Annotated in this window: 4 protein-coding genes; all 4 read left to right on the forward strand. The window is 50.3% G+C overall.

Going from position 1 to position 17488, the window contains the following annotated elements:
• Positions 1 to 154 precede the first annotated feature (154 nt).
• Genes KO533_RS07850 through KO533_RS07865 form a run of 4 tightly spaced genes read left to right on the forward strand, consistent with a single transcriptional unit; the run spans position 155 to position 17461 of the window.
• A complete protein-coding gene (locus tag KO533_RS07850; protein WP_168823209.1) occupies positions 155 to 1024 on the forward strand; it encodes a helix-turn-helix domain-containing protein in 870 nt (289 codons plus the stop codon).
• Positions 1021 to 9168: a type I polyketide synthase gene (locus tag KO533_RS07855; protein ID WP_219253562.1), complete on the forward strand. Its 8148-nt coding sequence runs from the start codon at positions 1021 to 1023 to the stop codon at positions 9166 to 9168. Before KO533_RS07850 ends, KO533_RS07855 begins: the two co-directional genes overlap by 4 nt.
• A complete protein-coding gene (locus tag KO533_RS07860) occupies positions 9165 to 11480 on the forward strand; it encodes a PfaB family protein (RefSeq protein WP_219253563.1) in 2316 nt (771 codons plus the stop codon). The genes KO533_RS07855 and KO533_RS07860 overlap by 4 nt, the downstream gene beginning before the upstream one ends.
• Positions 11477 to 17461, forward strand: coding sequence for a beta-ketoacyl synthase N-terminal-like domain-containing protein (locus tag KO533_RS07865; RefSeq protein ID WP_219253564.1), 5985 nt, complete (start codon positions 11477 to 11479; stop codon positions 17459 to 17461). Before KO533_RS07860 ends, KO533_RS07865 begins: the two co-directional genes overlap by 4 nt.
• Positions 17462 to 17488: the final 27 nt, after the last annotated feature.

The raw sequence follows: 17488 nt of genomic DNA on the forward strand, positions 1-17488 counted from the left end.
AAACCTCAGGTAATCTGCATCCCCATTAAGTGACACAGATGATAAGCACAGGTTTTACGATGAGTGTCACTATGTTCTTCAAGAGTGCCACAGCTGACTCAGCCAAAATGGCTTCTCAGTCCCAATAGATTATGTCGGATGATAATTATTATTAATGGCAGCTCGCGACTCTCAATCTAAAGCGCCGTCTTACGCCCCTAAGAGCACAACTCAAGCGGCGAAAAAAGACAGCGCACCTCGGCATCGAAACGCCACCACCACGCCTGAAATGCGACTCTTTATCCAGCAATCGGATCTGAGCGTCAGCCAGCTGGCAAAAATTTTAAATATTACTGAGGCAACAGTCCGTAAATGGCGGAAGCGTGAGTCCATTAGTAACAGTTCGAACACGCCCCATCACCTCAATACCACGCTCACGCCGATGGAAGAATATGTGGTGGTGGGATTACGCTATCAACTCAAACTCACCTTAGATAGATTACTTCAGGTTACCCAAACCTTTATTAATCCCAATGTGTCGCGCTCCGGCCTTGCCCGTTGCTTAAAGCGCTACGGCATATCGCGGCTCGATGAATTTGAAGCACCGCAAGTCCCCGAACGCTATTTTAATCAATTGCCTGTGACTCAAGGCAGCGATATCCAAACCTATACGGTCAATCCAGAAACCTTGGCTAAGGCGCTCGCATTGCCGAGTACCGACGGCAATACTGTGGTGCAAGTGGTGTCACTCACCATACCGCCGCAGCTCACTGAGCAAGCTCCAAGCTCAGTACTATTAGGCGTAGACACAGCAAGTGATTGGATTTACCTCGATATTTATCAAGACAGCAATACCCAAGCGACCAATAGATATATCGCCTATGTCCTCAAACATGGGCCGTTTCATTTACGAAAGTTGCTCGTTCGCAACTATCACACCTTCTTAGCCCGTTTTCCCGGTGCCCATGGCACGCCAAAGACAAGCGCGGCTAAATCCCAAAACAAGGTCACCGTATCCAGGTCGACCCGTGGAGACTCTTTATGAGCCATACCCCTTCTGTACCTAATTCTGCGACTGAGTCAAAAAAAGATAAACGACTCAACAAACGTTTAAAAGATATGCCCGTTGCCATCGTAGGCATGGCCAGCATCTTCGCTAACTCGCGTTATTTAAATAAATTTTGGGATTTGATCAGCGAAAAAATCGATGCCATTACTGACATCCCAGACACCCATTGGCGCGCCGAAGATTACTACGATGCCGACAAAAGCAAAGCCGATAAAAGCTACTGTAAACGCGGTGGTTTTTTACCAGAAGTCGACTTCAATCCAATGGAATTCGGTCTGCCGCCCAATATTCTTGAGCTGACAGATACCTCGCAACTGCTGTCGCTGATTGTCGCCAAAGAAGTGCTTGCCGACGCCAATCTGCCCACCGATTACGATCGTGATCGTATCGGCATTACCCTAGGGGTTGGCGGTGGTCAAAAAATCAGTCAGAGCTTGAACTCGCGCCTGCAATATCCAGTGCTTAAAAAAGTATTCAAAAGCAGCGGCCTGAGCGATGAAGACAGCGAAATGCTGATCAAAAAGTTCCAAGACCAATATATCCACTGGGAAGAGAACTCTTTCCCTGGGTCCTTAGGCAACGTGATTGCAGGCCGTATCGCCAACCGTTTTGATTTTGGCGGCATGAACTGTGTGGTCGATGCTGCCTGTGCGGGCTCGCTCGCTGCTATGCGTATGGCGTTGACGGAACTGACCGAAGGTCGCAGCGACATGATGTTAACCGGCGGTGTCTGTACCGACAACTCGCCGTCCATGTACATGAGCTTCTCAAAAACGCCTGCCTTCACCACCAATGAAACCATTCAACCCTTTGATATCGATTCAAAAGGCATGATGATCGGCGAAGGGATCGGCATGGTCGCGCTTAAACGCCTTGAAGATGCCGAGCGCGATGGCGACCGAATTTATGCCGTCATCAAAGGCGTTGGCGCCTCATCTGACGGTAAGTTTAAGAGTATTTATGCGCCGCGCCCTGAGGGCCAAGCTAAAGCTCTCGAACGCGCTTACGACGATGCAGGTTTTGCCCCGCACAGCATTGGCTTAGTTGAAGCCCATGGCACGGGTACTGCCGCAGGTGATGTGGCTGAATTCAATGGCTTAAAATCGGTATTTGCCCAAGGCAACGACACCAATCAACATATCGCGTTAGGTTCAGTGAAATCCCAAGTGGGCCACACTAAATCCACTGCGGGCACTGCGGGGGTGATCAAAGCCGCGCTAGCGCTGCACCACAAGGTATTACCTGCGACCATTAACGTTAGCAAGCCTAATCCAAAACTGAATATCGAAAGTTCGCCATTCTATTTAAATACCGAAACTCGCCCATGGTTCCAGCGCGCCGATGCAACGCCGCGCCGTGCAGGTGTAAGCTCCTTTGGTTTTGGCGGCACGAACTTCCATCTTGTATTAGAAGAATACAAACCTGAGCACAGCCGTGACGAGCAATATCGTCAGCGCAGTGTGCCGCAGACACTATTGTTTGCCGCCGCCAGTAAAGCCGCGCTACTGAGCGAGTTAAAAGCTGCGCTGAGCCAAAGCGTGAACACGAGCGCAAACGCGAATAAGAGCAGCGCTGCGAGCCTGAACGCTATCGCTCAGCAATATCCGCTGCGCCCGCTGGCAGACACAGATGCCCGTTTAGGTTTTGTGGCTAAGGATATCGCTCAGCTACAAGCTCAGCTAAATCAATCGATTGCGCATTTAGAAAGCGGGCACCTAGAAACCAGTGCAAGCGAGGCGTGGCAATTACCTTCTGGTATCAGCTACCGCTCCCATGCCTTGGTCGCTAAAAATGAATCAAAGAAAGTAGCTGCCCTGTTTGCTGGTCAAGGTTCACAGTACCTGAACATGGGTCGCGAACTCGCCTGCCATTTCCCGGAAATGCGCCAACAAGTGACGGCCAGCGATAAAGTATTTGCTCACCACGGTCAAACACCGTTATCGAACATCCTCTACCCTATTCCAGCATTCGATGCCGATGCGGTGAAAGCCCAAGAAGCGGCGCTGACCAATACCCTGTTCGCCCAAAGCGCCATAGGCGCGGTTTCAATGGCGCAATATTCGCTATTAACGCAAGCGGGTTTTGCCCCCGATATGGTGGCGGGTCATAGCTTTGGTGAATTGTCAGCCCTTTGCGCGGCAGGCGTGATTTCCAATGAGGATTACGTCGAACTGGCCTTCGCCCGCGGACATGCCATGGCGCAAGTGCCGAGCGATACTGGGACTCAAGTTGATTTAGGAACCATGTTCGCGATTATTCTTAAGCAAAAGAATGATATCGATGCGATCAATAGCTGTTTAGCCCAGTTTGATGGCGTTAAAATTGCCAACTACAACGCGCCGACGCAATTAGTCATCGCAGGTGGCACAGAGCAAACTCAGCTGGCCGCGAAAGCCATTAGCGAACTGGGCTTTAAAGCAATTGCCCTGTCTGTCTCAGGCGCGTTCCATACCCCATTGGTTGGACACGCACAAAAACCCTTTGCCAAAGCCATTGATAAAGCAAAATTTAGCGCACCAAAAGTAATGCTTTATGCCAACAGCACAGGTCAATTGCACCCAAGCGATGGCAAAGCGATTAAAGCAGAATTCAAACAACACATGCTGCAATCAGTTCGCTTTAGCGAACAACTGCAGGCCATGTATGACGCTGGCGCCCGTGTGTTTGTTGAGTTTGGCCCTAAGAACATACTGCAAAAGTTAGTTGAAAATACCTTAGGCGAACACTTAAATGAGCTTTGCCTTGTCAGCATGAACCCGAATCCTAAGGGCGACAGTGACAGTCAATTACGCTTAGCCGCAGTGCAACTCGCGGTAGCCGGTGTGGCGTTAACTAAGGTTGACCCCTATCAAGCCGTCACCTCACAAGAGATTGCCGAGCGTGAAGCGCCATCGGCGATGAACATCAAACTCACAGCCACTAACCATATTAGTGCTGCGACCAAAGCTAAGATGGCCAAATCCCTCGCCACAGGCTGCGTGACTAGCCAAGTGCAATATGTGGATCGCATCGTTGAAACGGTTGTCGAAAAAGAAGTCGAAAAAATCGTTGAGAGAGAAGTCATCGTCGAAAAAGTGGTTGAAAAAATAATAGAAGTGGAAGCGAATCAAGTGGCAACTGTTGAAATGAAACAAACATCCCCAAGCGTGACGCAAGGCTTAAGCAATCACCAGCAACAAGCGACGGCGCAGTTGAGCCCAAGCGTCAGCGGCGATGCATTAACGGCATTTTTCAGCGCACAATCTCAAGCGGCGCAGTTGCATCAACAGTTTTTAGCTATCCCACAGCAATATGGCGATACCTTCACGACACTGATGACTGAACAAGCCAAGATGGCAAGCCTTGGCATTGCAATCCCTGAAAGCCTGCAACGCTCGATGGAAATGTTCCACCAGCATCAAGCACAAACCCTGCAAAGCCACGCCGAATTTATGCAACTGCAAAGCAGTAGCAGCCAAGCGGCCTTGGCCATGCTAAACAATGCGCCGATTAACTTTACCCCAGCGGTTGCAAGTCAGCCACGAGCAACTGCGCCGGCTCCTGCACCTGTTGCTCCAGCGCCTGTTGTTGCAACGTCAGGGGCACACAATGCCGCACCAGTGGCTCAAGCTGTTGCGACGAGACCCGCGGTTAGCACACCTGTTGCGCCTGTTGTGCAAACCGCTCCCGTTGCTTATTCACCTACTGTGACTGTACAAGTTGCGCCAGCAGCTCCTGCCGCTCCTGCATTAGTCGTGCCTGCTGTAGTGATGCCAGAAGTGACACCTGCGGCAACAGCAACGAGCGGTTTAAGCGCTGCATTAGTGCAACAAACCATGATGGCTGTGGTGGCCGATAAAACAGGCTACCCCACTGAAATGCTGGAACTTGGCATGGATATGGAAGCCGATTTAGGTATCGATTCCATCAAGCGCGTTGAAATCTTAGGCACAGTGCAAGACGAGCTGCCGGGCTTACCTGAACTCAGCCCAGAAGATTTGGCAGAGTGTCGTACCTTAGGTGAAATCGTTGACTATATGCAAAGTAAGCTTACACAAAATGACAAGCTTCCAGCAGTGGGTTCAATTATCGTAGCGCCGATTACTGCTGCAAATGTGGCAACTCAAGTGGCAACAGCCGCACCTGCCGTTAACGGTTTAAGCGCTGCGTTAGTACAACAAACCATGATGGCTGTGGTGGCTGACAAGACAGGCTATCCGACTGAAATGCTGGAGCTCAGCATGGATATGGAAGCCGATCTCGGTATCGATTCCATTAAGCGCGTTGAAATCTTAGGTACAGTACAAGACGAACTGCCGGGTTTACCAGAGCTCAGCCCAGAAGATTTGGCTGAGTGCCGTACCTTAGGTGAAATCGTTGACTACATGAACAGCAAATTGCCAGCGGCTGACCAAGTTGTCGTTTCTACAACAGCGCCAACAACTCCTGCAGCCAGCGGTTTAAGCGCTGCGTTAGTGCAACAAACTATGATGGCAGTGGTAGCCGACAAGACGGGCTACCCCACTGAAATGCTGGAGCTCAGCATGGATATGGAAGCCGATCTCGGTATCGATTCCATCAAGCGCGTTGAAATCTTAGGTACAGTGCAAGACGAACTGCCCGGCTTACCTGAACTCAGCCCAGAAGATCTGGCCGAGTGTCGTACCTTGGGTGAAATCGTTGACTATATGAACAGCAAACTGCTAGCTGCGGGATCAGTTATCGTAGCAACTCATGTGACAACTGCCGCGCCTGCCGCCAGCGGTTTAAGCGCTGCGTTAGTGCAACAAACCATGATGGCTGTGGTGGCCGACAAGACAGGCTACCCCACTGAAATGCTGGAACTGAGCATGGATATGGAAGCTGATCTAGGTATCGATTCCATCAAGCGCGTTGAAATTTTAGGCACAGTGCAAGACGAACTGCCGGGCTTACCTGAACTCAATCCTGAAGATCTAGCCGAGTGTCGTACCCTAGGCGAAATCGTTGACTACATGAACAGCAAACTACCTGCGGTTGGCTCGGTTTCAGCTACAACAGCAGCGCAAGTCACTGTTACCACTACAACAAATAACGGCTTAAGTGCTGCACTTGTCCAACAAACCATGATGTCAGTAGTGGCCGACAAGACAGGCTACCCCACTGAAATGCTGGAACTCAGCATGGATATGGAAGCCGATTTAGGCATAGATTCCATCAAGCGCGTTGAAATTTTAGGCACAGTGCAAGACGAGCTACCGGGCTTGCCTGAACTCAATCCTGAAGATCTGGCCGAGTGTCGCACCTTAGGTGAAATCGTTAGCTATATGCAAAGCAAGCTAGGCCAAAACGCGGTAAGCCAGAATGCCGCGCCAGTTAGCGCTGTCGTTCAGCCTGAACCTACTATCGATTTACCGCCACACAGTGAGGTGGTGCTAAAAAAGTTGCCAGCGGCGGCTGAGCTAGCGCAACTATCGCCACAGCAATCGTCAAAGCAATCAGCGCAACAAGGCCTGCCACGCGTTTTTGCTAAAGATGCCTGCATTATCATTAGCGATGATGGTCACAATGCTGGCGTACTTGCTGAAAAATTGCATGCTCAAGGTCTAACGGTTGCGGTTGTGCGCTCGCCAGAAAACCTTGTAGCCAGTGCATCACCGCTCAATAGCCACATTGCCAGCTTCACATTGGCGGCGATTGACGATGCCAGCATTGGTGCAGTAATTAATGAGATCAAAAGCTTAGGTACAGTTGCAGGCTTTATTCATCTGCAACCACAACATAAAACCTCAGCCGATGCGAAAGGTTTAGTGTTGTCCAGTGCCGCCAAGGCATCCGTCGAGCAAGCGTTCTTGTTCGCCAAGCACTTACAACCGTTTTTAACAACAGCAGCGACCGCCAATACTGGTAGTAGTTTTATCAGCGTCAGTCGTATCGACGGTGGTTTTGGTTATCTTAACCACAGCCAAATTGCCCGCAGCGAGTTAAACCAAGCAGCATTGGCAGGTCTAACGAAAACCTTGAGCCACGAGTGGCCAAGCGTGCATTGCCGCGCCTTAGATATCGCGCCAGCACTTGATGCCAAGCAACTGGCCAATGCAGTGATCGCTGAGCTCTTTGCAACCGATAACGTATTGGAAGTCGGTGTTAGCCAAGGCGCAGCCCAAGCACTTGAGCGTGTGACCTTAGTTGCTGGCAAGGCTGATACCCGCCACGGCGCGGCAAACTTGACGAGTGCAGATAAAATACTGGTGACCGGTGGCGCAAAAGGCGTGACCTTTGAATGTGCGCTAAGTTTAGCCAAACGCAGCAAGGCGCACTTTATCCTTGCTGGCAGAAGCAGCCAACAAGCCATTCCCGCTTGGGCACAGGGTAAGAATAACAGTCAACTTAAAGCCACAGCTATTGCCCACATTCAAAGCTTGGGCGAGAAACCCACGCCAAAACAAGTGGATGCCTTAGTATGGCCAGTTCAAAGCAGCCTAGAAATTGCAGCCGCACTAGAAGCCTTTACCGCTGTGGGCGCGAGCGCCGAGTACTTAAGTCTCGATGTTAACAATCCAGATGCGATCGCCAGCACGATAGTGCCGATCACCGAGTTGTCGCCTATTACTGGCATCATCCATGGTGCGGGCGTACTCGCCGATAAACACATCCAAGACAAAACCTTAGATGAGTTAGCACGGGTGTATGGCACTAAGGTCACAGGTATAAGCAATCTACTTGCCGCACTGGATTTAGATAAATTAAAACTGATTGCCCTATTCTCTTCGGCGGCGGGTTTTTACGGCAATACTGGCCAAAGCGATTACGCCATGTCCAACGACATACTCAACAAAGCCTCACTGCAACTGGCGCAGCAACTGCCAAATGCCAAAGTGATGAGCTTCGATTGGGGTCCGTGGGACGGCGGCATGGTGAATCCTGCGCTGAAAAAGATGTTTATGGATCGCGGTGTTTATGTGATCCCGTTAAAAGCGGGTGCTGAGTTATTTGCGAGCCAATTACTGAGCAACACAGGCGCACAATTGCTGGTTGGTACTGATATGCAAGGCACAGTTCCAAGTGACGAGCAAGCAACTCAAGGTAGCAATCTAAAAAAGCCTGAAGCGGATCTGACCACTGACGCGTCGGATCCGCATGCTTTGGCATCAACACTTGCTGCAATCGCTTTCACGCGACCGCTAACACTGCAGCGCGCACTGGACCCTAAGGCAATGATCTTTATTGAAGATCACTGCATTAATGGTAATCCCGTATTACCCACTGTGTGCGCGATTCAGTGGATGCGTGAAGCCGCCTTTGATGTGCTCAAGCAGCCTGTCAAAGTGCAAAGCTACAAGCTGTTGAAGGGCATTATTTTCGACACTGCCGTGTTACAAAATGGAGTGTTAGAAAGTGCAGCCCCTATTACGCTGGAACTTGAACTTGCACCGATTGCGTTAACGGATAAAGCCGCGAAAGATACTGACGAGTGCTTGAGTGGACAATTCAGTGCATTAATCAGCTTTGAAGGTCGTCCGCAATATCAAGCTATCCTAGTCGTTGATGATGCTGTTGATGACGCGGCTAACGATTACTTAGCCACTAACAGCAAAGCAACCGCCTTTGACGCGCACAGTTTGGCAGGACTTTCTGTCATCACAACCGCGAGCAGCCTTTACAGCGACGGCACGCTTTTCCACGGCCCAAGACTGCAAGGTATTGAGTCTGTGGTGAAGTTTGACGATGCGAGCTTAATCGCCAAGGTGAGCCTACCCCATGTTGCGTTAGCGGACTGCGGGAGTTTTGTGCCCAATCTGGCCCCTAAAGGCTCACAAGCTTTTGCGGAAGATTTGTTGCTACAGGCGATGCTGGTGTGGGCGAGACTCAAATATGGCGCGGCGAGTTTGCCATCAAGCATTGGTGAGTTTATCTCCCATGCGCCGTTTGCCTTTGGCGATAAAGGTCATTTAGTGCTCGAGGTGGTGAAACACTCTGGCCGTGCCCTTGAAGCCAATATTGCTCTGTATCATCAAGATGGCCGCTTAAGCTGCGAGATGAACAACGCCAAAGTCACCATCAGCAAAAACCTTAACGGTGCATTCTTAGCCAATAAAGTTGCTACTAATCAAACCTCTGCGAATAAAGCCATTGAAAGCGTGGAGGCAAAAGTCGAGTGAATTTAGCCCACACTTTAGCAACGACCCATAGCGGCCCAGCTGAAACGGCAATAGCTGACACGGCTATGACTGAAAAGCTTGCCAAGCCACTGCGTATTGCAGTGTTGCTTGGCGATGCCGTCAACCTTGACTCTCACTCAGCCCAAATATTAGGGACGTTTGCGGAACGTGAAAGAGTTCAGATTTGCGCTGCCGATGCCAACCAATCAACAGTACATGTGCCGACAGCTCATGAACCAAGAGGGCATAAACCGTCAGTGCATGAGCAAAGGTCGCTCACTGCGTTATTAAGCCAAGCAACAACAGCCATTGAGCAAGGCAAGCTCGTTGAACTTAAATTCAATGATGGCAATCTGCCCCAGTCTCTGTATTTGCTTGATGGTTTACGCGCCGCCAAACTGCGTCTTCACGCCCACGCGTTTATTGCTGGTTTTGCCGCTGGCAATGAGACTACAGGTGTTGTAAATGCAGGTGTTGCTAATGCAGCGGCTGTTGCAAATGCGGCGTTAGTGGCGGCAAAACGCAGCCCTGCACAAACCGTTCAGCATCAGCTCGTCGCCAACACTCTCAACGAGGCCTTTGTTGCGCTGCGCCAAGGCGTAACCGCCCTCGCTGCGCGAACACAAGCGCCGCTTAAAGGCACTACTGATATAAAACAGACAAACGACACCAATCATCAAACTGGCTATTGGTTTAGCGACCAACATCAAGCGCGGGTTTTATGTCTAAATCTTGTAGCAAAGAATCTAGCGACAACAAGATCAAACCCAGCAGATACCTTGCTGGATTCAGGCCAAGATATTTGCCAAAGCCTAGTACTGACCCAAGGCACACAAGTTATCGCGCCCAAAGCTCTTGTTGATGAAAACCGGCTGTTTGTGCCGATAAGTGCTGACAATATTGATTCACTCATCGCGCAAGTATTGCAACTAGTTAACACTCTGGAAAATGGCGTAGGCTTTCACGCAGAATATCTCAAACCTTGCTTTGAACGCTATGATGCCAACGCGCCTCTGGCATTAGTCTTGATGGCGGCATCAAGTGACGATCTTAAACTTGAAGCCAAAGCTATGCTTGCGGCGCTTGAAAATGATGCGGTTCGACATCATGGTCAACACTTTAAGACGCCAGCGGGTAGCTGTTTCACCGCTAAGCCGCTAGGGGATGCGGGGCTGACCTTTGTATATCCCGGCGTTGGCACTGTTTACGCCAATATGTTCAATAACTTGCATGAGTATTTCCCCGCGCTGTATCACCAGCTAGAACGTGAAGGCGATTTAAGCGCCATGCTGCAATCACCGCAGATTTATGCCGAGAATATTAAAACCGCAGCAAGCATGAGCTTAAGCCAGCAAGCGATTAGTGGCGTGGGTGCCAGTTATCTATTCACTAAGCTGTTGACCCAAGTCTTTAATATTAATCCAAAAATGGCGCTGGGTTACTCAATGGGCGAAGCCGCCATGTGGGCCAGCCTAGATGTGTGGCAAACACCCCATGCTATGATCAACGCTACCGAAAATAGCGATATTTTCAACCATGCCATTTCTGGCGAGCTAACCGCAGTGCGCCGAGCGTGGCAGCTTAAGGATAATGAATCCATAGTGTGGAACAGCTTTGTGGTGCGCGCCGATAGCAATGAAATCAAGGCATTATTGCCAGAGTTTCCTCGCGCTTATTTAGCCATCACCCAGGGTGATACTTGCGTCATTGCAGGCTGCGAAACAAGCTGCAAAGCCCTGCTTGCCAAGCTAGGCAAACGCGGGATTGCCGCCAATCGCGTCACGGCCATGCATACCGCGCCAGCCATGTTAGTCCATGGGCAAGTACAAGATTTCTATACTCAAGCACTTAAGCCTGAGGCACTGAAACCTAAGGCGCTGGAAGCGGCAGCACATGGCTCGCCTATTCGCTTTATTAGCTCAGCGCAAACTGCGCCAGTAACCGTTGATAGTCACAGCATTGGCCGCGCGATTGCCGATACCTTTTGTTCGCCACTCGACTTTAGTGCGCTCATTCAAAATGCCACTGAGCAAGGCGCAAGACTGTTTGTCGAAGTGGGCGCCGATAGGCAAACCAGCACACTCATAGATAAAATCAGCCACGCCTATGCAGGCCAAAGCACGGCGAACGAGGCAACCGTCGCCATTGCTTGCAATGCCAAGGGTGCCGATGCGATTACCAGCTTACTCAAGTGCTTAGCTCAGCTGATAAGCCACAGAGTGCCGCTGTCGCTCGCGCCGCTTATTCAGCCATTAAGTGCTAATGCAGCCCCTTTATCATCAGCTGTATCACCAAAAGGAGAACCCCTGTGAGTTCTCAGCATTCCCCTACGATTGATAAAACTACCGTGCCTACCATTGCGTCAAACCGCGCATCAAAAAGTGCGTCAAAAATTGCGATTGTCGGTCTTGCGACTCAGTATCCTGACGCCGATAATCCCCAAACCTTCTGGCAAAATCTGCTGGATAAAAAAGACTCTCGCACCCAAATTAACCGTGAAAAGCTCAATGCCAATCCCGCCGATTACCAAGGTGTTCAGGGGCAATCTGACCGTTTTTACTGTGATAAGGGCGGCTACATCCAACACTTCCAGTTTGATGCCAAGGGCTATCAACTGCCTGAGTCCGCCTTTGACAGTTTAGATGAAAGCTTTTTATGGGCACTCGATTGCAGTCGTAAAGCCCTGCAAGACGCAGGGATTGCCCCAAGCGATGCCGTACTGGCGCGCACAGGTATTGTAATGGGAACCTTGTCGTTCCCCACCGCCCGCTCCAACGAACTGTTTTTGCCTCTGTATCATCAAACTGTTGAAAAGGCGCTGCAAAACAAACTTAACCAAAGCGCATTTCAGCTGGCTGACTTTGGCAACTCAGTTAACGATCTCAATGCCAATAGCCAAGCCTTAAACGTCGCCAATGGCGCCGTTGCTCACACAGCCTCAAAGCTAGTCAGCGATGCACTCGGTTTGGGTGGCACCCAGTTGAGTCTGGACGCCGCCTGCGCCAGCTCGGTTTATGCACTCAAACTCGCCTGCGATTACCTAACAACTGGCAAAGCCGATATGATGCTTGCGGGCGCAGTATCGGGCGCCGATCCCTTTTTTATCAACATGGGATTCTCAATTTTCCACGCCTATCCAGATCATGGTATCTCGGCGCCCTTTGATAGCAACAGCAAGGGCTTATTCGCTGGAGAAGGCGCTGGGGTATTAGTCTTAAAACGCTTAGAAGATGCCGAGCGCGATGGCGATAACATCTATGCCGTCGTTAGCGGCATTGGTTTGTCGAACGACGGTAAAGGCCAGTTTGTATTAAGCCCCAACAGCAAGGGCCAAGTGCAAGCCTTCGAGCGCGCCTATAGTGCCGCAAACACACTGCCTGCCAATATCGAAGTGATTGAATGCCATGCCACAGGCACGCCGCTTGGGGATAAGGTCGAACTCGCTTCGATGGAACGCTTTTTTGAGGACAAACTCGCGGGCTCTGCGGTGCCGCTGATCGGTTCGGCAAAATCCAACTTAGGCCATTTACTCACAGCCGCGGGCATGCCGGGGATCATGAAGATGATTTTTGCCATGCGCTCGGGTCGACTGCCGCCAAGTATTAACTTATCAGCGCCGATATCCTCGCCTAAGGGCTTATTTAGCGCTAAAAATCTGCCAACAGAATTGCATGCTTGGCCAGATAAAGCCGGCAATGACCGCCGCCACGCGGGTGTTTCCGTGTTCGGTTTTGGCGGCTGTAACGCGCATTTATTGCTGGAATCCTATGTTGCCAATACAAACAAGAAGAATGAACAAGCCGCAGCCGCAGTAAGTTACCAGCACACGCCATTAAATATCATTGGCTTAGCATCGCACTTTGGGCCTTTAACCTCCATTAATGCACTGGATAACACGATTCATGCTCGGCAACATGCCTTTATCCCGCTGCCCGCTAAACGCTGGAAAGGCTTAGATAAACACCCTGAGATCTTAGCTAACTTTGGTTTGCCTGCTGTACCGCAAGGCGCGTATATCGACCAGTTCGATTTTGACTTCCTGCGCTTTAAAGTGCCGCCCAATGAGGATGATCGCCTGATCTCCCAGCAACTGCTGCTGATCAAAGTGGCCGATGAAGCGATCCGTGATGCCAACTTAAAACCCGGTGGCAAGGTTGCTGTATTAGTAGCGATGGAAACCGAACTGGAATTACACCAGTTCCGTGGCCGCGTAAATCTGCACACTCAACTGGCAGACAGTCTTAAAAAACAAGGGATAACACTCACACAAGCCGAGTATCTCGCCCTTGAAAAGATCGCCATGGACAGTGTGCTCGATGCCGCCAAACTGAACCAATACACCAGTTTTATTGGCAACATCATGGCGTCACGTATCGCATCCCTTTGGGACTTTAACGGCCCTGCCTTTACCATTTCGGCGGCGGAGCAATCGGTCGCCCGCTGTATCGATGTGGCCGAAAATCTGTTGTCCCAAGAATCCTTAGATGCCGTAGTGATCGCCGCCGTCGATTTAAGTGGCAGTTTAGAGCAAGTGATCCTTAAAAACGCCGTATCGCCAGTGGCATTTACTGCCACTGACACAGGCTGGAAAGTCGGTGAAGGTGCTGGCGCGTTAGTGCTCACAACAGCGCAATCAAGTGCAGCCCAGCCAAGTAATGCCGCTGACAATGCTAATGCCAATAGCAGCTATGGCGACAGTTATGGTCACATCAGCGGCCAAGTATTTGGCGCGATTTGTGACATACAAGGTAATAGCAACACTGCGCGTATTTGCGATGACTTGCTAACCCAAGCCAAGGTGAATAGCAGCCAGATTAACTTGATTGAAACCAGTATTGCGGTTGAGCAACTTGCCGATTCAGAGCAGGTACTCAATACCCTGCTGCCGAGTGTGAGTGAGCGCAGCCAAGCCGCTGATACCCTTGGCCACAACTTTGCCGCTGCGGGTATGGCGAGTATTTTGAGCGCGCTGCTTCAGCTTAAAAATCAGGTGCAGCTTAAAAATCAAGCGCAACTTAAAAACCAAGCACAGCAACAAGCTAATCAAGTACAGCACGCGCTCGTTGCCACGTTTAGCCAAGGTAAATGCTCGCAGTTACTGCTCAGCCAAAGTGCCACGCAAGCATACAATTTGCAGCAAAGGCTTGAACAAGACTTAACGCTTTCAGAGCAAAAACACTTAATAAAACAAGTAACGCTTGGTGGCCGCGATATCTATCAGCATATCCTGGATACGCCGCTCGCAGGTCTTGATGCTATACAACAAAAAGCCCAAGCCATGACAGCACTGCCAGCGCGCAGCCAACGCAAACATTTGGCCCAAATAGCGAGCAAAGACACGAGTCGCTTTGCAACAAGCAGCCCAACCACGGCTCAACAAAAAGAGACATTAAGCAGCATGCCAATTAATGCCCTAAGCACCAATAAAAACGCCACTCAAGCAGAGCTAAAAGACGCGGCATTTTTAAGCAATCAGCAACTCGCCCGTGAAGCCCATTTAGCCTTTTTACAAAGCCGTGCTGAAGGCTTGAAACTGGCCGATGCCTTGATGAAAGCCCAGCTTGCCAGCGAGTTAGCCGTCAATGGCCGAGCTGCGCCAGTACAACAGCAAGCCATTGTTCAGGCATCTGCGACAGCGGTTCTTCCACATCCAGTGCTTTATCCCAATCATGCAAAAGTGCCTGAGTACACGCCGCCAACACCGATAAGCAAGCCTTGCATTTGGGATTATGCGGATTTAGTCGAGTACGCCGAAGGGGATATTGCTAAAGTATTTGGCCCAGATTACGCCATTATCGACAGCTATTCGCGCCGTGTACGTCTGCCAACCACAGACTATTTGCTGGTATCTCGGGTAACGAAATTAAACGCCCAGATGAACCAATATCAGCCTTGCACTATGACCACGGAATACGACATTCCTGTGGACGCACCGTATTTGGTCGATGGCCAAATCCCTTGGGCCGTGGCGGTCGAATCGGGTCAATGCGACTTGATGCTGATCAGCTACTTAGGTATCGACTTTGAAAACAAGGGCGAGCGCGTTTATCGCCTGCTCGATTGCACCCTGACCTTCCTTGGCGACTTACCGCGCGGTGGCGACACCCTGCGCTACGATATTTCCATCAATCACTTTGCCCGCAATGGCGATACCTTGTTGTTCTTCTTCTCCTACGAATGTTTCGTGGGCGACAAGCTGATCCTTAAAATGGATGGCGGCTGTGCCGGTTTCTTCACCGACAAAGAACTGGCCGACGGCAAAGGCGTTATTCACACCGAAGCCGAAATCAAAGCGCGCAACCTCGCGCTCAATAATCCCAATAAGCCGCGCTTTAATCCGCTGCTTAACTGCGCACAAAACCAATTTGATTACAGTCAAATCCATAAATTGCTCGGCGCCGATATCGGTGGCTGTTTTGGCGGCGCCCATGCGGCGCATCAAGCCCAATATGGTTTGCAGCCCTCTTTATGTTTTGCATCCGAAAAATTCCTGATGATTGAACAAGTCAGCAATCTTGAGGTGCATGGCGGCGCGTGGGGCTTAGGCTCAGTTCAAGGCCATAAGCAGCTCGAAGCTGATCATTGGTATTTCCCGTGTCATTTCAAGGGCGACCAAGTGATGGCGGGGTCGTTAATGGCCGAAGGCTGTGGTCAATTACTGCAATTCTTTATGCTGCATATTGGTATGCACCTCGGCGTTAAAGATGGTCGTTTCCAACCGCTCGAAAACGCGTCACAAAAAGTGCGCTGTCGCGGTCAAGTCTTGCCACAATCAGGCCTGCTCACCTATCGCATGGAAATCACCGAAATCGGTATGAGCCCGCGCCCGTATGCTAAGGCGAATATCGATATTTTGCTCAATGGCAAAGTGGTCGTGGATTTCCAAAACCTTGGGGTGATGATCAAAGAAGAAGCCGAATGCACCCGCTACCTCGCGGATAATGCCAACAGCACAGCTAACAATACGACTAGAAATGTAGCTAAAAATGCTGTTTCGGCTGCGCCGCTTGTTTCGACAACACCAACATCCTTAGCGGCGCCGCTAATGGCGCAGCTGCCTGATTTAACTGCGCCAACCAATAAAGGCGTAGTGCCGCTTAAGCATGTGAGCGCACCAGTCGCGCCTGCGGATTCAAAGTATGCTAACCGCGTGCCCGATACCCTACCGTTCACGCCGTACCACATGTTCGAATTTGCCACTGGCGACATCGAAAACTGCTTCGGCCCTGATTTCAGTATCTATCGCGGCCTAATTCCACCGCGCACGCCTTGCGGTGATTTGCAGCTCACGACTCGCGTCATTGCGATTGACGGCAAACGCGGCGAGCTGAAAAAGCCCTCTTCGTGTATCGCTGAATACGAAGTGCCAGCAAACGCTTGGTATTATGATAAAAACAGCCATCACGCCGTTATGCCCTATTCTGTGCTGATGGAAATATCACTGCAGCCAAACGGCTTTATCTCGGGCTATATGGGCACTACCTTGGGCTTCCCCGGCCAAGAGCTGTTTTTCCGTAACTTAGACGGCAACGGTAAGCTACTGCGCCATGTGGATTTACGTGGCAAAACCATAGTGAACGACTCACGTTTGTTATCGACTGTGATTGCTGGCAGCAACATCATTCAGAATTTCAGTTTTGAATTAAGCTGCGATGGCGAGCCTTTCTACCAAGGTAAAGCGGTATTTGGTTACTTCAAGGGCGATGCGCTGAAAAACCAGTTAGGCATAGACAACGGCAAGACCACTCAGCCTTGGCATGTGCAAAATGGCATAGCAGCCGATAGCCAAATCAATCTGTTAGATAAACAACATCGCAGCTTTAACGCACCAAAAGGTCAACCACATTACCGTTTAGCGGGCGGTCAACTTAACTTTATCGACAAGGCTGAAATCGTGAAAGCCGGCGGTAAGGCGGGCCTTGGCTATTTATACGCCGAGCGCACGATTGACCCGAGTGATTGGTTCTTCCAATTCCATTTCCATCAAGATCCTGTGATGCCAGGCTCATTAGGGGTTGAAGCCATTATCGAGCTGATGCAAACCTATGCGATTAACCAAGACCTTGGTGCGGGTTTTAAGAGTCCTAAATTTGGGCAGATTTTATCGGATATCAAATGGAAATATCGCGGTCAAATTAACCCATTAAACAAGCAGATGTCGCTAGATGTACACATTACCAGCGTGACAGACGACAATGGCAAACGCATCATTATGGGCGATGCCAACTTGAGTAAAGATGGCCTGCGGATTTATGAAGTTAAAGATATCGCCATCTGTATTGAAGAAGCCTAATGAGTTTACGCTATTAGAAAGACGCTA

The organism is Shewanella sp. NKUCC05_KAH (assembly GCF_019345585.1).
Classification (GTDB): Bacteria; Pseudomonadota; Gammaproteobacteria; order Enterobacterales; family Shewanellaceae; genus Shewanella; species Shewanella oncorhynchi.